Origin of the sequence: Paenarthrobacter sp. TA1.8, assembly GCF_048595705.1 — a bacterium.
GTDB lineage: Bacteria > Actinomycetota > Actinomycetes > Actinomycetales > Micrococcaceae > Arthrobacter > Arthrobacter nitroguajacolicus.
The window spans coordinates 4,183,429-4,208,066 of record NZ_CP184287.1 but is presented as its reverse complement, the minus strand read 5'-3'; the positions used below and the strand labels follow the sequence as shown (position 1 = coordinate 4,208,066).

General features: G+C 61.5%; 16 protein-coding genes. 10 read left to right on the top strand and 6 right to left on the bottom strand.

Translation table 11 applies throughout. The features are described 5' to 3' along the window. Window positions 1-98: 98 nt before the first annotated feature. The 3 genes from ACNAOT_RS19560 to ACNAOT_RS19550 form a co-directional block, all read right to left on the bottom strand. The gene (locus tag ACNAOT_RS19560; protein ID WP_420179053.1) at window positions 99-902 is read right to left on the bottom strand and encodes a hydroxypyruvate isomerase family protein; all 804 of its coding nucleotides are present in this window, start codon (window positions 900-902) and stop codon (window positions 99-101) included. A 1,256-nt stretch (window positions 903-2,158) separates the two neighbouring features. After that, window positions 2,159-5,620 (bottom strand): helicase-related protein, encoded by a 3,462-nt coding sequence (locus tag ACNAOT_RS19555; protein ID WP_420179052.1) that lies wholly within the window; start codon window positions 5,618-5,620, stop codon window positions 2,159-2,161. Continuing rightward, window positions 5,617-9,624, bottom strand: coding sequence for an Eco57I restriction-modification methylase domain-containing protein (locus ACNAOT_RS19550; RefSeq protein WP_420179051.1), 4,008 nt, complete (start codon window positions 9,622-9,624; stop codon window positions 5,617-5,619). The genes ACNAOT_RS19555 and ACNAOT_RS19550 overlap by 4 nt, the downstream gene beginning before the upstream one ends. Window positions 9,625-10,493: 869 nt before the next feature. Here ACNAOT_RS19550 and ACNAOT_RS19545 point away from each other — a divergent pair. The 7 genes from ACNAOT_RS19545 to ACNAOT_RS19515 all read left to right on the top strand — a co-directional run bounded on the left by ACNAOT_RS19545 (window position 10,494) and on the right by ACNAOT_RS19515 (window position 18,314). Next, a complete protein-coding gene (locus ACNAOT_RS19545; RefSeq protein WP_420179050.1) occupies window positions 10,494-11,489 on the top strand; it encodes a LacI family DNA-binding transcriptional regulator in 996 nt (331 codons plus the stop codon). A 200-nt stretch (window positions 11,490-11,689) separates the two neighbouring features. Next, the gene (locus tag ACNAOT_RS19540) at window positions 11,690-13,003 is read left to right on the top strand and encodes an ABC transporter substrate-binding protein (RefSeq protein WP_420179049.1); all 1,314 of its coding nucleotides are present in this window, start codon (window positions 11,690-11,692) and stop codon (window positions 13,001-13,003) included. 2 nt (window positions 13,004-13,005) lie between these two features. Then, complete coding sequence (locus ACNAOT_RS19535) at window positions 13,006-13,977, top strand: carbohydrate ABC transporter permease (RefSeq protein ID WP_420179048.1); 972 nt, start codon at window positions 13,006-13,008, stop codon at window positions 13,975-13,977. Next, window positions 13,974-14,876 carry a carbohydrate ABC transporter permease gene (locus ACNAOT_RS19530; RefSeq protein ID WP_420179047.1) on the top strand — a complete coding sequence of 301 codons (903 nt, stop codon included), beginning with the start codon at window positions 13,974-13,976 and terminating at the stop codon, window positions 14,874-14,876. Before ACNAOT_RS19535 ends, ACNAOT_RS19530 begins: the two co-directional genes overlap by 4 nt. Window positions 14,877-14,921: 45 nt before the next feature. Then, on the top strand, window positions 14,922-16,025 hold the full coding sequence (locus ACNAOT_RS19525; protein WP_420179046.1) for a Gfo/Idh/MocA family protein: 1,104 nt from the start codon (window positions 14,922-14,924) through the stop codon (window positions 16,023-16,025). Between the two features lies 1 nt (window position 16,026). Then, window positions 16,027-16,776 (top strand): ThuA domain-containing protein, encoded by a 750-nt coding sequence (locus tag ACNAOT_RS19520; protein ID WP_420179045.1) that lies wholly within the window; start codon window positions 16,027-16,029, stop codon window positions 16,774-16,776. A gap of 224 nt (window positions 16,777-17,000) precedes the next feature. After that, on the top strand, window positions 17,001-18,314 hold the full coding sequence (locus ACNAOT_RS19515; protein ID WP_420181201.1) for an Nramp family divalent metal transporter: 1,314 nt from the start codon (window positions 17,001-17,003) through the stop codon (window positions 18,312-18,314). Between the two features lie 28 nt (window positions 18,315-18,342). Here ACNAOT_RS19515 and ACNAOT_RS19510 read toward each other — a convergent pair whose 3' ends face one another. From ACNAOT_RS19510 to ACNAOT_RS19500, 3 genes are all read right to left on the bottom strand, one after another. After that, window positions 18,343-19,203: a nucleotidyl transferase AbiEii/AbiGii toxin family protein gene (locus ACNAOT_RS19510; protein WP_420179044.1), complete on the bottom strand. Its 861-nt coding sequence runs from the start codon at window positions 19,201-19,203 to the stop codon at window positions 18,343-18,345. After that, a complete protein-coding gene (locus tag ACNAOT_RS19505) occupies window positions 19,200-19,736 on the bottom strand; it encodes a type IV toxin-antitoxin system AbiEi family antitoxin domain-containing protein (RefSeq protein WP_420179043.1) in 537 nt (178 codons plus the stop codon). The genes ACNAOT_RS19510 and ACNAOT_RS19505 overlap by 4 nt, the downstream gene beginning before the upstream one ends. Window positions 19,737-19,867: 131 nt before the next feature. Beyond that, window positions 19,868-20,761, bottom strand: coding sequence for a LysR substrate-binding domain-containing protein (locus ACNAOT_RS19500; RefSeq protein WP_420179042.1), 894 nt, complete (start codon window positions 20,759-20,761; stop codon window positions 19,868-19,870). A gap of 116 nt (window positions 20,762-20,877) precedes the next feature. Here ACNAOT_RS19500 and ACNAOT_RS19495 point away from each other — a divergent pair, with 116 nt between their 5' ends. From ACNAOT_RS19495 to ACNAOT_RS19485, 3 genes are read left to right on the top strand one after another with little or no spacing between them, the layout of a single operon-like run. Next, on the top strand, window positions 20,878-21,642 hold the full coding sequence (locus ACNAOT_RS19495) for an enoyl-CoA hydratase/isomerase family protein (RefSeq protein ID WP_420179041.1): 765 nt from the start codon (window positions 20,878-20,880) through the stop codon (window positions 21,640-21,642). Between the two features lie 17 nt (window positions 21,643-21,659). Next, on the top strand, window positions 21,660-23,252 hold the full coding sequence (locus tag ACNAOT_RS19490; protein WP_420179040.1) for an acyl-CoA synthetase: 1,593 nt from the start codon (window positions 21,660-21,662) through the stop codon (window positions 23,250-23,252). Further along, the gene (locus ACNAOT_RS19485) at window positions 23,249-24,571 is read left to right on the top strand and encodes an MFS transporter (protein WP_420179039.1); all 1,323 of its coding nucleotides are present in this window, start codon (window positions 23,249-23,251) and stop codon (window positions 24,569-24,571) included. Before ACNAOT_RS19490 ends, ACNAOT_RS19485 begins: the two co-directional genes overlap by 4 nt. Window positions 24,572-24,638 lie beyond the last annotated feature (67 nt).

Sequence of the window (24,638 nt, the reverse complement as noted above, 5' to 3'; positions counted from 1 at the left end):
TGTTTTAACCCGGGTGTGCTTACCCAACTAGGTCGCATTAGTGCGCGTTTTGAGGGTTCTAAACGCGCTCTGCTGCTACTTAGTTGGGCGCCCCGTGCTTAGTTGGCGTTGGCGCGCTGGCGGATGGCCCAGCTGAAAGCCGATTCCTGCGGTTCCTTGTACTCGAGGCCGATGTAGCCGTCGTAGCCGAGTTCGCGGCTGCGGGCGATCCATTCGCCGAGGGGGAGCGTGCCGGTTCCGGGAGCGCCGCGGCCGGGGTTGTCGGCGATCTGGATGTGGCCGAAGTCCTTGGCGTGGTTCTCGATGACGGATTCGACGTCGTCGCCGTTGACTGCCAGGTGGTAGAAGTCGGCGAGGAGCTTGATGTTCTGTGCGCCGGATTCTGCCTTGACGCGGGCGATGACCTTGAGTGCGTCTTCGGCGGTGAGGAGCGGGTACTTGGGTGCGCCGCTGACCGGCTCGAGGAGGACGGTGCCGCCGATGCGGGCGACGCCTTCCGCTGCTGCGGCGAGGTTCTTGGCGGCGAGTTCGTCCTGCTCTTCAGGGGTGAACTCGTCCTGGCGGTTGCCGTAGAGGGCGTTGAAGGCCTTGCAGCCAAGGCGCTCACCGATGCCTGCTACGACGTCGATGTTGTCCTTGAACTCGGAGCAACGTCCCTTCCAGGACACCAGGCCGCGGTCGCCGCCGGGCATGTTGCCGGCGTTGAAGTTCAGGCCCGTGAGCTGAATGCCGGCGTCCTTGATGGCGGTTTCAAACTCGGTTGTCTCTTTGTCGGTGGGAACCGAAGTGGCGAAGGGCCACCAGAACTCGACGGCGTCAAAACCGGCTGCCTTCGCGGCGGCGGGGCGCTCGAGCAAGGGCAGCTCCGTCAGGAGGATGGAGCAGTTCACTGTGTACGTCATCGTAGGTCCTTCCGAGGAGGGGCTTTGATCTATCTTCCGAGTGCTTGGCTGCTGCCTCGGTGCTTGGCCTCAGTTTCCGCCTTGTGGAATTTAGATTCTGCTTTATGAAAAGTTTAGAGAAGGTGGGAGCGGGAGTCAAGGGGTGGGTGGGGGAGCAGGGTTTGGGAGACCAGAGAAACGTCCGGCGGGACCACCTATGAGTCGCGTTGAGGACGGGGTGCACAACCTAATTGTGCAAAGGGACTCTGCACGACGCTGGCGGCGGAGGGCTGTCGAGTGTGAGCTTCCCGTATCTTCTGAGTATCTGAGTGCTGCGTAAGATGGCCACCATGTCCTTTGCAACTACGGATGGTCAGCCGCGTCGTCTAAGCGTCGAAGGCATCGTCGCTGGTCTGAACGACCCTCCGGGTGAGTGAGTAGCTGCCCAGATCACAATCATCGGCTCAGCTTGGAAAGGTTGGGAGTGCTGGATTTCCTTTGTCCAGGACCAAAAGTCACGCGCGCTCCTTTGTTTGAAACCCAGCCGCCCAAGGCTCGGTCTCCAGGCCACGCACACGGATGATATTCTGCCTCTCCACGAGAGATATGACTGAGGCATTTCCTATCTAAGTTGCAAGTCCGATTCGCGGTCAACCGAGCCATAGCCGGCAGGCAAACTGACAATTAGAGCCGTAATAAGCCCGCCATATGATGGGAGACGAGTAGGTCTGGAACAGATTTCGAGACCGTCTAATGAGGAGGGATCTTGGGGATGCGGGTCTGCGCGGACAAGTGCAACAGACGTCTCAGACCAAGGAGATGGGGCATTCGAACTCCTGCACTCACCCTTGTCGTTATGAAGTATTGAGGATCGGAAAGACGGCAGCGGACTGCTCGTCCCATGGGAGCGTTAAGCATGCCTCTCGTGGAAATTGCTTCGGCCTAGCGTTCGTGCGAGTGACCGCCAGATCAAGCTCCGGACCTTGGCTCCCCACCCGGCCGGACCGAAGCTAGGAGCACTAGTTCCGCAGAACCAAGCGCTGCACGGACAAAAGAACTGGGGCAAGCTGCTTCGTAAGCCGCTTGTCCCGAACGATGATTGGGAGACGTCATCCCATTAGAGCGCGAGCGGCAGAACGACCTGCATGTGTTGGGCGAGTCTCAAGCGAGCAAAAACCAGCAGGATAGGCTGCCATTTTTAGGCCTGCCTCTACGGCGGCGAACCAGTATTTCTGCTCCTGATGAAGTCTAGTGGGCAGGCAGCTTGGCCTCGAACGTCATTCGGCTGACTCCTGAAGACCTCGGGTCCCTCGTATCGCCATCCACGTCACGAGTCGCACTTCGTGTGGTTCGATGTCGGGTAGCGGCTCACGCGGCGGGGGCGCTGTGATGCCAGCCTCATCGAGGACTTCGGAAACCAGGCGGATTCGTTCCTCGTCGGTTCGCCCTTGATTGAGGGCTCCGCGTACTTGACGGGAAACTTTGGCAGTTGGGACGCTGCGCAGACGGTTGGCCAGTGCGATTTGTGCTTCCCGTCCCAAGTATCCACCTCGGTGGAGGACGATCGTGTACGCGTCCCTGAACGAAAGCGGGAGGTCCGGCTGGAAGGCGTTGGGGTCGGTCATTTGCTTCCACGTGAAGTAGACGCTGTCACAAGCGACCTTCCAGGCATCGAAGGCCTTGTCGTAGACATCGGTGGGCAGCCAACGATCGGCGGTAGCGTTCCGCGGGTCTGCCACCCGGAGGGAGAGGAGTGTGTCTGACGATACAATCGGACCGCCATCCTCGGCGTACTTGACGGACCAGTCGTCGTTTGTGGGGACGAACCGGAACCACGGCTTGGTGCTCTTGCCGATCTTGACGCAGAACACGTAACCGTTGCCCTGTACAACTGGATTCACGAATCCGCTGCCCGAGCCGTAAGGGAGGCTGAGGACGTGGGTGTTCAGTACTGGTTCCATGTCGAAAGCACCGTAGAGGCGTCGGCGGTACTCCTCACCTGAGAGTGAGGCACTGGACCCACCCGCATCGAGCAGCCTCTCGAACTCGTCAACCACTTGGTCGTCAGCTAGGTTGACCTCGTGGCCAGGCCCTCTTCCTGGCAGGACTTCGCCCGCGCCGACGGCGGCGTCGGCAAGGGCGAGCTTCGACACAAGCCGGGCTTCCAACTCAAGCAGCGCATCGAGGCGCTCCGCGGGGAAGAACAGACCGAGGTGCACATAGTCGTGCTTGGACCCGATGCGGTCGACGCGGCCGTGGCGCTGCACGATACGCATCGGGTTCCACGGCAGGTCATAGTTGATCATTTGGCCGGCCTGCTGGAGGTTCACACCTTCGGCCAGCACGTCAGTGGTGAAGAGAATATCGAACTCGTCCTTTGCCGTCGGTTCACCGGCGGCATTTCGCGGTCCAGCAGTCTGCGGAGCAAATGCCGCAATGGTCGAGGCACGTCCGCCTTGGTCGACACCACCGCTTGCACCGCGTTCGTGCGCCTTAGCGTAGGTGCCCATCATAGGAGGGGCAACTCTGTCCTTGTAGTCGGCCAGGGGCGAACCTGGCGGAGCAGCGTATATGGCCTTAACCACCGCGTCATGGACAGGGATGATCGTGTCCGTGAAAGCTGAGAACACGATCACCTTGCGGCGATCGGCATGCGAGAGGCCACGCGGGTCAACCCGCTGTGCCTCCTTGGCGATCTCGGTGAGCTCTTCGATAAGCTTCTCCGCTTTGGGCTCTGACCCGTCAATCACGACTTTGGCTAGATCACGTAGCTCGCGTAGTAGGACGATGTCGGACCTAATGTCGGTCTCGAGTTCGGAGAGGTGGTAGCCGTCGACAGATTCGATCTGCGTGTCCTTGTCGAACCCTGCAACGAAATCATCGAGGTCGTCGGAGTCTGACGACACCCAATCATTGAGCGCTTCGCCTTTGAGGACGAATCCTTGGCCGAGGGCTTCAAGGAACGCCTCATGGGAGTTGATCATGTTCTGCAGCGAAGCGTGCAATGCCTGCGGACTGGACTCCAGTCGCTTGAGCAGTCCTGCGCGGAGTAGGCCGGTGTTGGTGATTTGGTATTCCTGCAGGTCGTGGTCGACCGTGTACATGCTCGATAGGTAGCGGGCGAGCATGAGCCGCTTTGGGTCGCGGCTGCGTTCCTCCCACGCTCGGGGTGCGTGGGGATTGGTCGGGTCATCGAGCGAGTAGACCATCGCGTCGATGAGCGCGAGGCCAGCTGCGTCGAGGGCGTAGTTGATACGACGTACTTTCGGCTGCGGGAACTTTATGGTTGTGGGCTTCCCGTCAGGGCCGATGATCAGTTCATTGACGTAGTGCTCCTTGATGAACTTCCGGGTACGCCGCACGGCAACCTGGTCCATCAGGTCGAAGAGGTGCTCCGGAGTTAGGTTCGCTGGGTCGACTGCCTGTGCCTGCTTGATGTACTCCCGAATGCTAGGTATGCCCAGGGCCGCGAATCGGGCATCGTCGCGGATGAAGTACCTGATAAGCGTTTCGAGGTCCGTCAGCGAGTTGTTAACTGGAGTCGCCGTCAAGAGCACGACCTTTTTGGGACTACCTGCGGTGATGACACGGTCTACAGCACCGGACCGCTGGGCACCCGAATTACGGAGGTTGTGGGCCTCATCGATTACGACGAGAGAGTAGTCCTCAATCTCCTGCAAGAACGCGTCGACCGGTCCTTTCTCAGGATCAAGCCGATTGCGCACTTCCTCGTAAGAGTAGACCTTCACCCACCGACTGAAGTCGTGGGTAACTAGGAACGGCTCCCACATCGAGATTTTCAGTGCTGCTGGGGCGACGATGAGCACGCGCTGCCGGTTGATGTTGGCCGTGCGGTAGATCACCTCACCGGCGAGGAAAGTCTTGCCAAGACCTACTTCGTCGGCGACGAGCACTCCGCCATGCTCATCGAGCAGCCGCTCCATACGCGCCACACCGTCGGCTTGGAAACGGGTCAGGTTCAGACCGGTCCGTACGTTCGGATTCTCCTCGGCATCGAGATGTTCACCGTAGAGCTCCCAAAGCATGCGCAGGTAGACCAACCACGGGGTGTGCGGCTCCCATAGACGGCCGTACAGCTCAGCCAAATCGTAGGGGTCGCTAATCTTCCAGAATTGCTCGAACCACTCACCGACCTTGGCCGCCGAACTTGTACCGCCGCCCGTTCCAAGGTTGAGCTCCGCGTTGTGCGCGAGCCCGGCGTAGGTCATGTTCGATGATCCGGCGATCGCGGCCGGAGCGGCGCCGTCCTCGACGAGATAAGTCTTGCCGTGCAAGAAGCCGCCCGAGTATCGGCGTACCTCGACCTTTGCCGAACCCCCGGGATCGACGCTGCGAAGCCACTCGACCATACGCTTCGCCTCGGCGGTCGGGACGCGCGCAAAGCCCATAGTGTCTCGCTCGGCTTCAAGCCATGCCTGGTGGTGTTGGACCGCGGCGTCCCGGCGTGAGTCTTGATCCGAGTCTCCGGACGTGATTGCTCGCACTGCCGCGGCGTCTGGCTCCGCACCCAAGAGAAGCCGTACGCGTGGCGCCGTTTCCAACTCGTCGGCAAGCAGAGCATACCCGGCAGGGTTGATGTACGCTGTCGCGATCGCGATGGGCGGAGGAGTGACTTTGTTGTCCCGTAGAAGGCGGAAGAGTTCGTTGACCTTGTCGGCCACGGTGACAGCCACCTCGCTAGGCGAGTGGTTGGTTGCGAAATCAGGAAGCTGTGTCATGCCTTGCCCTTCCATGCCCGATAGTGCTGCAGGACCATGTCGAGCCGGGTCTCATAGGTCCAGCCACGGTGGAAGGTGGAAAAGACGTGCTCCACTTGATCTTCGCTCAGCCCGTACAGCAGGCCGACGATGGCATCGAGTTCTGTGATGAGGTCGTCCTTCTCGGCGGGAGTCTTTACCGACCCAACCGGCACACCCACTTCGGCCGCCCAATCCGCATAGCGGTCGTCGCGGGCGGCGAGCCGCCCTGCAATCTCGACAACCCTTTTCGCACCACCCGAGTCAGGGTCGTACACAGGGACCGGAAGAGCATTCAACAACTCGAAGGTTAGGTGCAGTTCTACCCAGCGACGCGCGCCCCAGTCAAACGGGATGCTTGACATGACGCCGAGAAGGAACGCTTCGGCTTTCTCGTCTCCCTGGCGCCTTACCAGGAGCGGTGACTGATGTACGGCAGCCGTGCCCGGCGGAACAAGACACGGGATCGCGGTTCGCGTGTCGGTCGCTCGCGCAATGTCTCGGAAAGCAATCCGGGCCGCGTCCATCGGAAGCGTGTTTGGTGCGAACTTTAGGCCGTTATACGCCGACCGAGAGTTCCTAACGGCTCCAGCGACTTTGCTCGCGAGATGCGGACGAAGCACCTTGGGATCACCATAGGCGAACGGCGTCCCGGCATTGGGGTCCCATAGGTTGTAGCTCGCCCCAGCCACGACGGGAATCCGGTCGCGAGTTGCCTCGGTATCGAACTCCATGACGCGGCGGTCACTACTTGCGTTCAAGTCGCCTTGTATCGGACGGAACTCCCAGCCCTGGCGTACGGAGTCGAAGCGGGCCACCTTCTTCATCTGACGAAAGACCTGAGCAGAAACACCGTCGGGGATCAGCGGGAAAGCCGCACTATTCGACCACGAGACGAACTCGTCGCCAGGTACGTCCGCAAGGTCATCCGCACCTTTGAGGAAGTCCTTCTTGCTCGCGAACGGACCAGACCATCGGACGACCGGATTCCCGCCCTTTTCTAAAACAGTAAGGCCAATCGTGTATTGGGGGTGGACTTCCGGGAACACCCACTGCTGGTTATTCAGCAGGAAGCATACGTCGGCGAATGAGCCCTGGGAGAGGATCTCTCTCCTCCATGCCGTGAGCGACGACCCTGCCAAGGCACCGCGAGGCAAGACGAGTGCTGAGCGGCCAGCAGCTCGGAGCAATTGCCAGTTGCGCCATGCGAAAGCTTGGTAAAGGTCTAAATGGGCAGCACCGAGGCCGGTGTAAGGACCGGACGACACCGCCTTGGCCATCGCTCGGACACGTTCGATCTCGGCCAGATACTCTTCTTCAAGATTGGACCGGCTGACACGGAACGCCGCCAGCGTGGCATCCCTTTGTTTCGTCGGCATAGAGCGCAGCCCGGGGAGCCGGAGTCCCCACCACTGGTGTTCTTCGACGTGCAGCTTCTCCCAGGGCGGGTTGCCGAGGAGGACATCGAATCCGGGGTGGTCCCGAAGGAACACCTCCGGAAACAGGAAAGGCATGTGGGCCGGCTGCAGCCTTTCTGCTGCTTCGGCCACCTCGGGTAGATCCAGAACGCGCTGCAGTGAGTCCTCGTCGAGGATCGCCCCGGGATGAATTTCGCCAATACGAGCAGCTACGGCGGCGTCGAAGATTCGGCGGGCAGTGTCCGCTGCAGACCGGGCCTCGGCCAGCAATCGGGAACCCTCTTCAACTTCGGCTTTATTGGCCTCGCTCGCATTTGCGACGTCAATGAGGAGCGTCTTCGCTGAGGCCAGGTTGTCGAGGATGATGTCATCAAAGATCGTAGCGGCACCCACGATACGCCCAGGCTGCAATGCATCCAACGCCTCTTCGATGGTGCCGATCCCGGTGAGGCTGTTCGCACTGACGAGCCCGTGATCCAGATTACTCATAGGCAAACCGGGCACGAAGGTGTGAATCCAGAGTGCAAGACGGGCCAGTTCGACTGCCATTGGGTTGATGTCTAGGCCGTATATGCAGCGCCGAGCAACCTGTCGGCGGAGCAACCCGATCTCGTCGACTTCGCTCTTGGCGACTTCGTCGGAACCGAGTGCCTCCTTAGCGACGCCCGCGAGTCGGAGTAGCTCTTCGGTAACGCCCGGTACTGTGTGCTCGGTGAGGAAGGTGCGCATGAGGGCTTCGATCTTGTCCACCGCTGCGACCAGAAAGTGGCCTGAGCCCATAGCAAGGTCTGCCACGCGGAAGTCGAAAAATTCCCGGGCGGCTGTGGCTGCGTCGCCCTTCGAGAGATAGCCCGCGATCTTTTCCAAATGCGCCGTGAGAGCTGGAACGATTGAGCGCTCGATAAGGTGGTCCACTACGACCTTTGGTGTGAAATAGGAGCCCGTTGCTTTCCGCTCGCCCGAGGCAGTGTGGAAGTACACTGAGCCGCCTGGCGCCCAGACTTGATCGCCTTTCTTGGCTGGAACCCATGCGCCGCTAGTGTCGACTGTGAGATCCTCTTCTGCCAGCGAGAGCGAGCTCTCCAAGAGGCCTTCGTAGATCGTCCCGAACTCTCTAACGCTGAGACTGCGGAAGTCGACCGGGCCGAGTACGCCGTCGGCGCTCGCGTCGATGAGCAGGCTCTTCAGCGCCGGACCAAGGACGCTGTCGGGAAGCTCGATCTTCTTGATCAGCGCACCCTCCGATGAACGCTTCGGATCAGTGGAGAAGAGCCCACCGTTGTAGGAGGGCACCTGCCACTGCGGGTTGCCGTGGTCGATCGCGTTCCACACTTGAACTAGATCGAGCCATATCGTAGAGGCGTCCCCGAACTCCTCTGTGTCAGAGTCGAGCAGGCGCCGGGCGTTTGCCTTGAGGCTGTTGGCATCAAAACCCTCGTTACGGCCAGAGGGCAGCAACCCACGGTCCTCGGCGTAGGCCTGGAAGAGCAACCGAAACAGGATGCGAAGGGTTACTCGGTAGGCAGTCGAGAGACCGTAGGCGTCGAGCTTAACGCCGGCGTGCTTCTCGAGTCGTCGCGCGACCTCAACGGCGACAGGCGGGACGACCTTGTCATAAATGCGCTCACGAAGACGCGCCCCCAGCTCGGTGGCATAACGTGCGCTGTCGCGCAGCAGCTCATCGGTGGTGTTGTCCGCTGTGAGCGCCCTCGCGGAGAAGATCAACGGAAGGAGAGCAGCGTATGAGGAATCGATGGTCGACAGGTCGACCTCGAAGAAGGTGTCGGCTTGGCCCTTCGAACCCACTCCCACACCGTCGCGTCCTGGGTACAGGCGGATCTGGTCCTTACGCAGGACAACCAGCCACGGGACTTCTTGGCGGGACGCCACCGCAAGTCCAAAAGCTACGGGCGACAGCTGGAACCGCTGAGTTTTGGTATCGAATTGCTCGGTATCGTCGAGCAGCACAGCGACTGCGCGTGGCGGACGGCCGTCGATCGAGAGCAGCAGCGTACCGTTTGGGCCGACCTGAGTCTTGAAACCGAGAGCCTCGATAAGTTGCTTCTTGCGCAGGCTCAGTAGCGGTACGGCTTGATTGCCGAGCACATCCCAATCGGAGCGCTTCGGGACGTTGTCCATAATGTGGTGCGTCGCAAACAGCCCGCTGTTGGTGAATCCCGCGACGCCAGTCGAGTCACTCGCTTTGCGAAAGCCGGCGAACCGTTCAGTCGCGGCAAGGACATCAGGCTCAGAAAGGACGGACTGAAGCTGACGCTCTGCCTGTTCGACAGGGAGTGTAATTGACTGCGCCTGAGGGTCGGGGCCGAGCATTATTACCGCACCGTCGTGGACGACCGCGACCACGAGCTGAATCTGTGTCTTGCCCTTCCGTGCCGTGAACAGGTCACGCAGGGCTTGGCGGGTCGGAGCGACTACGGCCGTACCGACGGCCACCTGGAACCCGCCGAGGCCAAACGGGTCGGGACCAAGGTAAACCTTCTGCGGGACAATACCTACAGGCTGGCTAGCGTCGCTCCACGTGACAACGCGATCGGCATTCAGACGCACGTTGTACCTCCCCCGCACCTTCCGTTGATCATCCTCAATAAACCCCTTTCAAAGGTCATCAGACGGAAGCAGTTTAGTCGCCTCGTTTACCCCGCCAGGGCACGCTCTCCGGCAACCTTTGGCCCATTCGAACGCGTCTAAACCTAGAATGTCAGACGCCGACGGAATCGGAGACCTTTTGGACGTGTCTTGTGGTTTCGTCGGCTGTTGTTGCAGTTACGGTTTGCGCGCTCTATTCGATTCTTGGTGTTGGCTCTGTCACGTCGGCTCACTGTCGGAGCTTACGCTCGTGACCGGGGGGTGGAGGAAGCCCGTCAGACTGGCTCTCGCTTGAATTCTTGGCCGATGGACGGTTGGGATAGCCCCACAAGTATCCCGACGTCAGTTCTTTTACCTTACCGTCTGGGCAGGTTTGCTACCGGCGGTCAGATCGTGCACGCGTCGTTTACGTCCTGAATCAGCAGACGCCAGCGAGCCTCACTCCACTTCTCCATGCCGAGAATTCGTACCAGCGGATCCTCTGAGGCGACCTGTCTCCTGAGACCAGGGTCAATCCATATACCTTTGAATCAGAGGTTGCGATGTCCTCGCAACTGCCTCAGCTTGATTTTCTTAATGGTGATGAGCTCACGCCTTAACGCGACTTTGGGAGGTCATTTTGATTCCTGATGTCGCCATAGTGGCGGCACCAGCCCCCATCAATGAGTCGGTAACCCTATGACCGCTTTTAGTTATAGCGCCAGCGGTCGAACTGCGACTGACCGTCAGCCCTGGTTGATTTCCTTACTCCGGCTAAGCTGAGGAGCGCCGCTCGGCATGCCACGGCAATTGCGCAGAAGCGGCGGAACGGCTCGAGGAAGGACAATCGCATGGCTCGGGCGACAGTTCAGGACGTCGCTAAGACTGCGGGCGTGTCCGTTGGGACGGTGTCGCGCGTCTTGAACGGGAGCCCGGCTGTCAGCGCGTCGGCCAAGGAGAAGGTCAACGCCGCTATCAAGACGCTGAGCTACCGCCCGCTAGCCTCAGCAAGAGATCTCCGAAGAGACCGAACAATGCGCGTCCTGGCACTCGCGAAGAACCTGGACTCACTAGTTATCAGCGAAGTCTTCCGCGGTGTCGGCGACGCTGCGGCAGACTCGGGCTACGTCAGCCTCATTGCGGCCACTGACGGGGACCTTGACCGCGAACAGCAGTTGGTGGACATGCTGAGGAACGGCTCCGTGGACGGACTGGTGATCTTTTCGCCAACCATGCCGGACGACGACGTCAACACAGTCGCGGAGCAAATGAGCGTCGTCCAAGTCTGTGAGATCGTCGACGCTGAGGCAGCATTCGGAGTGTCCATCGATGACCGCCGGGCTGCCTACGACATCACCAAACACCTGATCACCACCGGCGCCCAGAAGCTGGCCATGCTCGCTCATAGAGGCGCCCGCTCGGGTCGGCTGCGCGAAGACGGCTTCCGTCAGGCACTCAAGGAAGAAGGCTTGGAGCAAGACCAGATCCTGCTCGGCGAAGGCAACTTCGGATTCCACGCCGGCCGCGATCTTACGAAGAAGCTCCTGGAAACGAAGGACCTTCCGGATGCGATTTTCTGCGGCACCGACGTGGTCGCCGCTGGGTGCGTCCGTGAACTCACGGACGCCGGACTACGAGTTCCACAGGACATCGCAGTCGCAGGTTTCGATGACTCAGCCCAGGCAGAAATGTGCGTTCCCGAGCTGACCACAGTCAGGCAGCCGGCTTACGAAATGGGCCGCGTCGCCTTCGCTGAACTCCTGGAACGGATGACCGTCGAGGGCTCACATCGCAAGGGAAGAACCTTCCTCCCGCACGAACTCGTCATCCGAGACTCCACGAAATAAGGAGGGTTGACAGCCCTCAGTGGTCCCTGTCACACTACTTTGGAATCGATTCCACGGCCGCAAGGCCGATTCTTTTGAACACATTTGGAATCGATTCCACGGATCACAAGAACCACCGGCAAAGAAGCCACCCTCAGCACGCGGGACAGCCCAAACGCGCACTGAACGCCACCCACCCACAGCCACCAAAGGAGCCACTTGTGGACTTGAACCGACCTGCCTTCCCGCTCCAGAGCCAGAACAAAGCCTCAAACCGCAAAGCCCTAGCGGCAACCGCAATAGCCGCAGCCCTCCTCCTCAGCGCGTGCGGCGGGGGAGCCGCACCCCAAGGTGCCGAGCAAGCGGCAGCTGCCGATCCGGCGTCGGGCGCTAATGCCAGCGGTGCCGTCAACATCTGCGGCGTCAAGGACGCGAGCGGGATCTACAAGGGCACGGCGGAGGCGTTCACCAAGGCGAACGGCAAGGTCACGGCCAAGTACACGGAGATCGGCGCCACCACGGATGAAGCCCGCACCCAGATCGTGCAGCGGCTCGAGGGCAAGTCCACCGAGTGCGACCTCTTCATCACGGACGTCATCTGGACCTCCGAGTTCGCTTCCCAGGGCTGGCTGCTGGATCAGACCACGCTGGTGGAGGCCAACAAGGACCGGCTCATTCCCTCCACTGTGGAAACCACCAAGTATGAGGACAAGTACTGGGGCTCGCCGTTCTTCACCAACGCCGGCTTGATCTACTACCAGAAGGACAAGGTAGCCAAGCCCGAGACCTGGCAGCAGCTCTACGCGGAAGCCGCCAAGGCTCCCGGCAACGGCTTCGTCTACCAAGGCAAGCAGTACGAAGGCCTCACGGTGAACTTCCTCGAAATGCTGTACAGCGCAGGCGGCGAAGTCCTCGACGACCAAGGCAACGTCAAAATTGACTCCGAAGAGACCCGCGAAGTCCTCGACTTCATGAGCAAGGGCCTCAAAGACGGCTCAGCCGACCGCGCCGTCCTCACCTACAACGAAGACCCGGCCCGCCTCGCCTACGAGTCCGGCGACTTCGGATACCAGCGCAACTGGCCGCACGTGTACCGGCTGCTCAACGCGACTCCGCTGGCATCGAGCTTCGGCGTCGCGCCGCTGCCGGCATGGGAAGGCGGTAAGGCCTCCGGCGTGCTGGGCGGCTGGAACCTGGCGATCTCGGCCCACTCCACCAACCAGGCCGGGGCCGTCGCGTTCATCGACTTCGCCACCACCCCGGACTGGCAGAAGCACGTGGCCATGGACTACTCCCAGGCACCCGTGAACGAAGCTGCCTACTCTGACGCGGCGGTACTCCAGAAGATGCCGTTCGCCACGGAACTCCTCGCCTCCGTGAAGGGTGCCAAGCCGCGCCCGATCTCCCCGGTCTACCCGCAGATCAGCCAGGCGATCTACAAGAACGTCTACGCCGTCCTCTCCGGCACCGCCTCCACCGAGGAAGCCGTGCAGAAGATGGCCGAGGAAATCACCGCCGCCAAGGCGAGCTTCTGATCATGGCCATCAAGACACTCCTACCGGGCCGCAGCCCAGGCGGCGCGCCGAACCGCGGCGCACCGGCCCGCCCAACAAGCGGCCGCGACCGCGCCGAGCGCAAGCTCGCGTTCCGCATGACCGCGCCGTCGCTGGTCATCATGGCTCTGGTTGCGGCGGTCCCCATCGGCTACGCAATCTGGCTCTCGCTGAACCAGTACAGCGTCCGCACCGCCGGCCTGTCCCGCTTTGTCGGTCTGGAAAACTACATCAACGCCCTGAGCAGCCAAGAGTGGTGGGCGGCTTTCGGCCAGACCTTCCTGTTCGCCGGCCTCTCCGTCAGCCTGGAACTCATCCTCGGCACGGCCATGGCGCTCCTGCTGAACCTCGCGTTCAAGGGCCGCGCCGTCCTGCGCACCGTGGTGCTGCTGCCGTACGCGATCATCACCGTGGTCAGCGCCATCACCTGGCAAACGATGTTCCAGCCCAACATGGGCCTGGTCACCAACGTCCTCTCCACCCTGGGGCTACCCGGCGGCGATGTCGTGTGGCTCGGTGAGCACGGCTACGCGATGGCCGTGATCGTCATGGCCGACGTCTGGAAGACCACCCCGTTCGCGGCGCTCATTATCCTGGCCGGCCTGCAGGTCATCTCCGCCGAAACGTACGAGGCCGCGGAACTCGACGGCGCCAGCAAATGGCAGACCTTCTTGAACATCACCCTGCCGCTGTTGCGCCCGGCGATCGTCCTCGCCGCGATATTCCGCACCATGGACGCCCTCCGCGTCTTCGACCTGCCGTTCGTCCTCACCCGCGGCGCCAACGGCACCGAATCCATGTCCATGCTCGCCTACACCCAGCTGCGCGAAAACCGGCTCGTGGGCGAAGGCTCGGCGCTGTCCATCCTGACCTTCCTCACCGTCATGGTGGTTTCGGTCATCTACGTCCGCTTCGCCGGCGGCAACATCCGCGACGTCGCGAAGGAGGAACAATGAGCACGTTGACTGCAGAACGCCCGACGGCGGAACTCGCCACTCGCGCCAAGGCGCCGAAGCGTCGTCGGTTGCGTGGGGAAGCGAAGCTGCATCCGATGGTTTGGGTGTTCGTCATTGCCGTGATGGGCTTCTCGCTCATCCCGTTCTACTGGCTGGTCAACACCTCCCTTAAGAAGGGCGCGAGCCTGTCCCAAGGTGAGCTCTTTCCGAGCCAGCCGACCCTTGAGAACTATCTGGTGGTCTTCCAGAACCCCGAGTTCCTCCTGGCCTTGCGCAACTCGGTGATTATCGCCGTCGTGACTACAACCGTGGCGCTGGTGTTCGCGTCCTTCGCCGCCTATGCGCTGGCCAGGCTGAAGATGCGCCGCAAAGCGATGATTCTGACGCTGATCCTCTCGGTGACAACGTTCCCGGCCATCGCCATCGCGGCCCCGATGTTCTCCATCTGGCGCGAAATCGGCCTGTACGACACTTTGCTGGGGCTGATCATTCCGAAGCTGACCTTCGCGTTGCCGCTGGCGATCTACACGCTGACGTCGTTCTTCAAGGAGATCCCGCGTGAGCTGGAGGAATCCGCGTATATGGATGGCGCCACACCGTTTGTCGCCTTCCGGAAAGTCATCCTGCCCTTGGCCATCCCCGGCCTGGCGACGACGGCGATTCTGGTGTTCATCTCGGTCTGGAACGAATTCCTCCTGGCCGTCACATTGACCACATCGCCGGAATCACGCCCCGTCCCGGTGGCTATCGCGTTCTTCAGCGGCACCAGCGAGTTCGACCAACCCCTCGGCACCATCAGCGCCGCGTCGGTGATCATCACCATCCCGCTCGTTATCTTGGTGCTCCTCTGCCAGAAGCGCATCGTGTCCGGCATGACGGCCGGTGCCGTCAAAGGCTAGCCCTTTCAACCCGAACCTAGAAACCCCAGAAAGAACAGGAACAACGTGAGCATTCAGCAGCAGGCCCCGTCCACAACCCTCAAGGTGGGAGTTGTGGGCATTGGTTGGGCCGGCCAGCAGCACCTCAAGGCGTACAGCAACATTTCCGGCGTCGAGATTGTCGCCGTCGCCGGCATGGAAGCTGAGCTTCTTGCCCAGCTGAAGGAGGAGTACAACATTCCCCACGCCTTCGCCCGCTGGGAAGACATGATCGAGCTCGAAGGCCTCGACGCCGTGAGCGTCGCCGTGCCGACGTTCCTGCACGCGCCGATCGCCATTGCGTCGCTCGAGCGGGGACTGCATGTGCTGAGCGAAAAGCCGTTGGCGCGCAACGCCGTCGAGGGTCAACAAATGGTGGACGCCGCCCGCAAGGCCGGCCGCGTCCTTGACGTCGCGTTCAACCACCGCCGCCGCGGCGACATCCAGGCGCTCAAGGAAGTGATCGACGCCGGCACGCTGGGTCGCCCGTACTACGCCAAGGCGTCGTGGCTCCGTCGCCAGGGGATTCCGATGCTGGGCAGCTGGTTCACCAATCCTGAGCTCGCCGGTGGTGGTCCGCTGGCTGACATCGGCGTCCACGTGCTGGACTACTCGTTGCACCTCCTGGGCGAGCCCAAGGTACTGTCCGTCTCGGCGTCGACCCACTCCGAACTCGGTCCGCGCGGCCTCGGCGGCAACGCCCGCTACACAGCCAGCAACTCCAGCCATAAGTTTGAAGTGGAAGACTTCGCATCTGCGTTCATTCGGCTGGAAGGCGGCGGTACCTTGATCCTGGAAGCGGGATGGGCCACGTACCGCGACGAGCGGGACCTGATGGATTTCACCGTTTACGGGACCGACGGCGGAGCGGACCTGCGCTCGGTCGGCGCCTCCGAGAACCCGGTAGCGGATGTTCATGTCTTCACCGAGAAGGACGGCGAAAACGCCGACTTCGAGGTGGTGGCCGAACCCGGGCGAGCCCACCAGGCCGTCGTCGACGATTTCATTGCCGCCGTGCGCGGTGGCGAAACTGTATGGGGAAGTCATGATGGATCGCTTGCTCTGAGCCGTGCGCTGGTGCTTGACGCCTGCTACAAATCCGCCTTGGAACAACGTGAAGTGGTGCTCTGAAATGACTGATTCCAAACTCAAGATTGTTGTGTGGAACGAAGCGGTGCACGAGGCACGAAACGAGCCATCAACCATCGGCGAGATGTACCCGGAAGGGATCCACGGTGCCATCGCCGCCGGACTCCGCGGCTTCTACCCGGACTCTGAAATCTCGACAGCAACGCTGGCCGATCCCGAGCACGGGCTGTCCGAGGAAGTCTTGGAGCAGACCGATGTGCTGCTGTGGTGGGGGCACATTGCGCATGGGGAAGTCGCTGATGAGGTGGTGGAGCGCGTGCAGCGCCACGTGCTGGCCGGCATGGGCTTGGTGGTGCTGCACTCAGGGCACTTCGCCAAGATTTTCACTCGATTGTTGGGGACCACGTGCTCCCTGAAATGGCGCAACGAGGGCGAACGCGAGCTCGTATGGACGGTCAAGCCCTCGCACCCGATCGCGGCTGGTATCGAGAGCCCGATCGTGATCCCTCAGCAGGAAATGTACGGCGAACTGTTCGACATCCCCGAACCCGATGACCTGATCTTTATCAGCTCGTTCACCGGGGGAGAGGTGTTCCGCTCCGGCGTGACATTCTCGCGGGGCAAGGGCAGGATCTTCTACTTCAGCCCGGGCGACCAGGAATACCCGGTGTACCACCAGCCGCAGATCCAAAAGGTCATCGCCAACGGTGTTGGCTGGGTGGCCCAGCCCGGTGTTTTCCGGGAGGTGCCCGAGGTCTCCAACCCTGCGCGTGGGTGGTTCGAGGGGGCTTAGCCGCCGGGGCGGATGGCGGGGCGCGGACTGAACCGCCCCCGCGACCTCCGCCTCGCGAGCATCGAAACCTAAGAACGTGTTAGGAAATCTGGAAGTGACTTGGACGTGGCATGAATCATAAATAGATTGTCTGCAGTTCTCTGTTTTCAGGGTGCACTCAACGTCGAGGAGAAGCCATGAGCAACGATGCCGCGGGCAACACAACCCCCAGGAACACGGGGGCGATGGGGGCCAATCAGCAGGTTCCACCCGGGGGCAGCCACGCTGACCGGATTGACGACGACGGCGGCCGCCCGGCCAAGTGGCGGATCATCGGCCCTGGTCTGGTTGTGGCCGCCACCGGCGTGGGGGCGGCTGACATGGTCGCCACCTTGGTGGCCGGCTCACGGTTCGGTTACGGCCTGCTTTGGGCGGTCATCGTTGGTGTGGTGCTGAAGATCATCCTCGTCGAAGGAGCCGGCCGATACACACTGGCAACTGGAAAGACGATTTTTGAGGGGTGGCGATCCCTCGGCAAATGGACCACCTGGTACTTCGGCCCGTACATCATGATCTGGGGCTTCGTCTACGGAGCCACGGCCATGTCCTCCGCAGCCTTACCGTTGGCGGCAGTGTTCCCGATCCTGCCGTTGTGGGCGTGGGCCATCCTGATGGGCCTGGCAGGTTTCGCCATGGTCTGGTGGGGAAAATATGCCACCTTTGAGAAGATCACAGCGGCCCTGGTGGGCATGATGTTTGTGACGGTGGTGGGCTTGGCCATCATCGCCGCCCCAAACATTCCGGAAATGCTGACCGGACTGATCCCGATAATCCCATCGTCCGACGGCGCCATCTTCTACACGCTTGCACTGGCTGGGGGAGTGGGTGGAACCATAACCCTCGCCGCCTACGGCTATTGGCTTCGGGAAAAGGGCTGGTACACACCCAAGTGGATGAAGGTCATGCGAATCGACAACTCCATGGCCTACGTGATGACAGGCGTCTTCGTGATCGCCATGCTCATTGTGGGCGCCGAAGTTGTCCGGTCCGCAGGTGTTTCCCTGAGCGCGAGCGATGAAGGCCTTCTGGATCTCTACGATGTCCTGAAAGCAGAATACGGCGACGTGGTGGGAACCGGCTTCCTTATTGGTTTCTGGGCAGCTTCCTTCTCCTCCATCATTGGCGTCTGGAATGGAGTCTCCCTGATGTTCGCTGACTTCTGGGGCAACATGCGTGGCAAGGAATCAGGACACCCTGATACCCGTGTTGGTGGAAAGTACTTCAAGTTCTACCTCCTCTGGCTGACCTTCCCGCCCATGATCCTGTTCGCCCTGGGTCAGCCCATCGGACTGATCCTGCTCTACGGAGCGCTGGGTTCGTTGTTCATGCCATTCCTTGCATTGACGCTGCTGGGGCTGCTCAACGGCAGGCGAATTCCCAAAGCTTGGGCCAACAAACTGCACTCCAATCTTGCCCTGGGAGTGTGTGCCCTGTTGTTCGTTGTCCTGGGCATCCGCCAGCTCTGGACCTCCCTCTCGCCACTCTTCGGCGGCGGCTAGGCACGTGAGGTTCGAGGAAGCGTAGGCCTCACCCAACTTCAGAGGGCGACGGCTGATCGTTTGGTGAGGCCTGGTCAATCCGGGCGATGAAGTTTTTCAGCCACTCGATGGCGGGAGCGACTTCAGATGCGACATCAAGGCCCTCGGCAGCCTTCGCGTAGAGGGTCGCCCAATCCGCTCCCTCTACAACTTCCGGAGGCCAGGCATGAGCCTTTCTGTAGTCGAACAGACGAACACAAGTGGCTCGGACCATTGCCAGGTCAAGCTGCTCGCGGGCGCCCAGAAGTTGCAGGTCTACGAGGTCTCGGGCGCGGTCGCTTCCGGACACTGTTGACGCGTGTATCTTTTGGGCGATCTGGTGGTCGGCGGGCATTACCGCCACTGGGTCTGGAGCGGGGAGGCCCACAGAGGTGAACATTTCACTGATGCTGGGCGCCAGAGCGAACTCGGGATCGTCAGCATCACCGATCTCGTTGTGACCGAGTTCGAAGGGCACTGTGCACCACGGCTTTCCCTCGTAGTCGAGTTTCACGTCGAACGGCTTCATCACGTACGGCGCGGGGATTCCCTCGGGTTTCGGTGCTTTTCGCTCGGCCAGACGGCCAGTGAACCCACTCCAGCCTTCCCGCAGGCGCTCTTCGAAGTCTGCGCGGAAGGCCAATATTCCTCCTGTGCGGGCGGCGTCAAGGTCGCGGGTAAACCTTGTACTGGAGCCGTATCGCAGCGCCATGGCACTGCCACCTTTCACGGCACCTTCGGGCAGCATCTGTCCGATCACGACCAGAGCCATCGTTGTCCTCCGGCGAAGGGTAAGAGTTTCGTCTACCTCTAGGTTCTTCAGTCTCTGGTTGAGGGCCGCAAGGTTCCGAGGCGGGGTGCCGTAGCTCATGCGGCGAGCTCCTTGCGCACGCGGTTCCACTCCGCCGTTGTCAGCAATCCCTCAGCGCGGGCCTTGACTGCAGCGTCTCGCAGCCGCGAGCTGGGGACCCGGCCCAGGCATTCGAGGAGTGCTTCACTGAGCTGCTGGGCGCGGATCCCGCGGTAGCGTGTAACCTTCGCGCCGGCCTGCCCCTGGATGACCTTTACATAGTCGGGCATTGTGCGTCGGACACGACGGCCAGTACCCACGGTGATATTCGTAGGATTCACGTCCCCCAGTCCGAGGAGGGCCAGGACGGATTCCCCGCGCAGGTAGGCGTCCCCTCCTGCGCGCAAGGTCGCTTCGGCAAATTGATCATCGTCGGTCGGCGGGATGTCAGTCATTCGGTAAAGGCCGTATCCAACGTGATCGAGCCCGCCCCGGGCCGTGAGCTTTGGCAACTCGACGGCGGGCACACCGGCGCCCACTGCGTCCGCGGTGGTGACATAACCATGGTTGTCATAGGCGATCTCACGCAATATGTCTCGATATGTTGATCTCATGTCAAAATTCTACCGTGATCGGTATTGTTTTGCCATCCCAGAGAAACGGCTTGGAGTGTCAAAAGTATACCTTAGACGGTATGCTCTTGACATCGTGTCACTGAGGTTGCGAGTAACTGCAAAGGCACCAGTCACCCGTGCCCACCCGCCTCCAACCCCGCCCCCACGGCCTCAACGAACGCGTCCGTCTCAGCTGACCGCCGGCTCTTCAGCCACAGCGCCGACGTTCGCCAAGCCAGCGGATCGCTAACCAGAGGCCGCCAGACGATCCCCTCCGGCAGCGGCGTCCAAGGCTCCTCATTGAAGTGCACCCCGCGGCCGGCCATGATCAACCCGTGCGTGAAGTGCTGATTCCGCGCATGAACAATAGCCGCGGGAAGATACCCGGCATCTCGGCACGTTTGGAGGAACGAGTCGTACAACGTAGGTGCCATGTGCCGCGGGAAGATGATCAACGGATTCCCGGCCAGGTCACCCAGCGGCACAGAAGCCAAAGCAGCCAATGGATGCGCTGCATTCATCACCACCCCGAGCGCCCGCGAGTACAAGGCCCCCGATTCGAAACCCACGCTGCTCAAAGGGTGACGGACCACCGCAACGTCCAGTTCGCCGTCGCGCAATCGCTCGACCTGCTCAACAGTGGTCAGCTCGTGCAGGTTCAACAGAACATCAGGGGCAAGCGAGCTAAACGAAGAAACCATCGTGGACAAGGCAACGGGGTTCGTATCCGGTGGCACGGCCACCTGCAGGATTCCCGACGCGCCAGGCCGGATCCGACGCATTGACTCCTGCGCCATGGCCACGTGATCCAGCACCCCAAGCGCGTGCTCCAGTAGCAACGCCCCTGCTTCGGAGAGCTCCACACCGGTGCGCCGGCGGTGGAACAGCAGCACTCCCAGCTCCTTCTCCAGATCCTTGATCCGCTGCGACAGCGGAGGCTGGGCCATATGCAGACGTTGTGCGGCACGGCCGAAATGAAGCTCTTCGGAGAGCACCACAAAGTACTTGAGATGGTGGAGGTCCATCGCCGCACCATATCAGTTTGGTATCAAGGCGAGTAGATATTGATGTTAGACGGGTCACATTCGCCGATGGTCAGATGGGACTCAAGAAGCCCCAACGAACCAAAGGAAACTCCCCAATGTCCCAGGACGTCCTCTTCGAACAGACCGGCCCCACCGCCATCATCACCCTCAACCGCCCGGACAAGCTCAACGCCTGGACCGAGGCCATGCGCAACGAACTCATCGACTACCTGGAAAGCCTCAAAGGCAACGACGAAGTCCGCACGGTCATCCTCACCGGCAGCGGCCGTGCGTTCTGCGCCGGGCAGGACCTCGCCGAGACCGCATCCATGAACCCCGAGGATCACGAATCCGCCGAGGCCTGGATCGACGGTTTCGATCGCCTCTACCGCGCCGTCCGCAACCTCGACCAGATCACCATCGCCGCCGTCAACGGAGTCGCCGCAGGCTCCGGGTTCCAGTACTCCCTCCTCGCTGACCTCCGCGTAGGCGACTCCAAAGTCCGCATGGGCCAGCCCGAAGTCCTCTCCGGCATCCCCAGCATTACCGGCATCTGGGCCATGTGGAGCATCCTCGGCAAGTCCAAGACCTCCCAGTTCGTCCTCACCGGCGAGCTGGTGGACGCTGCCGAGGCTCAGCGGCTCGGCCTCCTTAACTACCTGGCGGACGACGGCGGCGTGCTGGCTTACGCCACGGACCTCGCCGCCCGCTTGAGCCTCCTTCCCCCGGGCGCGGTCCGCTTGACCAAGAACCGCCTGCGCAGCCTGGAGGACGACGACCTGAGCGATGCCATGGCAGAAGCCAAGCGCGTGCACCGCGAGGCCTACGGCACCGGTGAACCCCAGCGCGAGATGGCCCGCTTCCTGGCCGGCCGGCGCTGAAGGGACGGGACACCAAAGTGAAAACAGCAACCCAAGACCGCTATACCGAACTGCGGAACAGCCACCGCTGGGAGGTGCCTGAGCTCTACAACATGGCCGTCGACGTCGCCGACCGGCACCCAAGGGACAAGCGGGCACTCATCCTGGAGTCCGCCGTCGAAGGTCAACGTGAGGTGAGCTGGGGCGAAATCCAGGACCGGTCCCGGCAGATCGCGGCCTCACTCCAAAAAGCCGGCATCAAGAAGGGCGACCGCGTCGCCGTCCTGCTGCCGCAGCGTTCCGACACCCCGGCCGCCTACCTCGGTGTGCTGCGGACCGGCGCCATCCTGGTCACGATGTCCCTGCTCTGGGCCGCGGAGCCCATCCGGTTCCGGCTGGAGGACAGTGGCGCGTCGGTGATCATCGCCGAGGAGTCTGCGAAGCACTTGTTCAAGGACTTCGAGGGCACTTTCATCGACATCGACAGCCCGGCTATCAAAGAGGCGTCCACAGAGTTCCAGGATGTCGAAACCACAGCCGACGACCCCGCCCTCATCTTCTACACCTCGGGCACCACGGGCCGGGCCAAGGGAATCGTCCACGCGCACCGGACGCTCCTTGGCCACAACGAGTTCGAGTACTGCCACCAGATCGGCGACGGCGACGTGTTTTACGGCGCGGGGGACTGGGCGTGGTCGCTCGCCAAGCTCATGGGCCCGCTGCGACTCGGTGCCACGCATTTGGTCTTCCGGCCCAGCGGCGGCTTCAACCCCGCAGCCCTCTTGGACAGCATGAGCCGCCACCGCATCACCAGCGCCCTCGTCAATCCGACGTTCCTGCGCAAGATGCGCGAAGACGTGCCCGACGCCGGTACCCACTTCCCGCTGCACCTGCGGACAGTTTGCTCGTCCAATGAGCCGCTAACGCCGGACTTGATCACCTGGTTCGAGGGGCAATACGGGGTGACGCTGCTGGACTACTACGGTTCCACCGAGTCCTACCCGCTGCTGGGCAACTATCCGGATGTGCCCGTGAAGCCGGGCTCGATGGGCAAGCCGCTTCCCGGATGGGAAGTCCGCCTCTTGGACGAAAACGAGCAGGAAGTCCCCGCCGGTGAGACCGGTGAGGTCTGCCTCCGCGCGCAATCCAACCCGCAATTTCCCTTGGGATACTGGAACATGCCGGAGGCGTCCGCCACCGCATTCGGGGGCGATTGGTACCACACGAAGGACCAGGCCTACGCGGACGAAGACGGCTACTTCTGGTTCCTAGGGAGGACCGACGACGTCATCAAAACGTCCGGCTACCGTGTTGGACCCTATGAGCTGGAGGCTGTCATTCGCGAGCTCGATCCCGTGCGGGACGTGTCGGTGACTGGCGTGCCCGACGAGCTCCGCGGCCAGTCCATCAAGGCATGGATCGAACTGATGCCCGGTCACACTGGGGGAGCGGACCTGAGCGAAACCATCGTGGCCCACGTGAAGGAGAACTTCTCCCGCTTCGCGTACCCGCGATTCATTGAATACGTTTCCGCACTGCCGAAATCAGCCACCGGAAAAGTCCAGCGGGCCCAGCTCCGCGAACTCCCACACGTTGTAGCCTCTCCCCGCTTTGAAGGACAACAATCATGAATACGATGACTGAGAAAGTTGCTGAAACCGAGTCTTCCCCGCGCCGCAGCCTGAAGCGCGTCGCCGCGGCAGCCGCCGTCGGAAATTTTGTCGAATGGTTCGACTCCGCGGCTTATGCGGTCATGTCCGTCACCATCGCGAAGCTGTTCTTCCCGGATTACTCCACGACGGCGTCACTTCTGGCCGTGTGGGCGATCTTCGCCGGCGGCTTCATCGCCAGGCCGCTCGGCGCGGCCTTCTTTGGACGCTACGGTGATCGGATTGGCCGAAACAAGATGCTCGGCCTGTGCGTGCTGATCATGAGCGCGGCCACGTTCTGCATCGGTATCCTGCCGACGTTCGCGGTGATTGGTATCTGGGCTCCGATTCTCCTGTTCGTGTTCCGCGCTGTTCAGGGCTTCACAACCGGCGGCGAGTACACGGGGTCCTCGGCGTTCATCGTGGAATACGCACCAGAGGGCAAGCGGGCAACGTACGCCAGCATCATCCCGGCCACTGTCGGCCTGGCTTCGGTTGCCGGTGCGTTGCTGGGTGCCGCGATCACCGCGACGTTGGGCACCGAAGACCTCCAGGCTTGGGGCTGGCGGATTCCCTTCCTGCTCGCTGCACCGCTGGGACTGATCGGACTATATATCCGCTCCAAGGTGGATGACACTCCGGTGTTCCGCGGCCTGGAAAAGACAGGCGAAGTGGCAAAGCGACCCCTGGGAGACGCCATCCGGATGTGCTCGCGACAGATCTTCACACTCTTCGGATACAGCATCACCAATGCCATCGCGTACTACTTGATGAGCAGCTACATGATCGCTTACATGACCTCGAGCCTGGGGTACTCCTCGGCCGAATCCATGATCACGAGTGTGATTACCATGCTGGTGTACACGGCGGTTTGTCCTCTGGCAGCGCGCGGCAGTGACCGGTTTGGTCGAAAGAAGATGCTGCTGGTGGCCTGTGTTGGCTTCGTAGTGATGACCATTCCGGCATTCTCGATCATGCCGTTGGGGCTCGGGTTCGCGATTCTGGGTACGAGCATCCTGGGTGCACTTGTTGCCGTGATTGGTACGTCCAACGTGCCGGCTCTGGTGGAGATGTTCCCTTCCTCGGTCCGGGCTTCCGGCTCAGCCATCGGGTACACGCTGGCCTACGTACTGTTCGGGGGAACCGCTCCCTTCGTAGCCACGGGGTTGGTAGCTGGATTTGGAACCCCGCTGGCTCCAGCCTTCTACCTGATGGGCATGGCTCTGGTGTCCGCAGTGGTTGTGGTGCTGTTCTTCCGCGAGACGAAGGACCTGTCGCTGACGCGGACCACGGTTCTGTAAGTCCATCTGCGTTGAAAGAGGTTGGGTTGGGTGCACGTCAGCGCCCAACCTAACCTCTTGCTTTTTC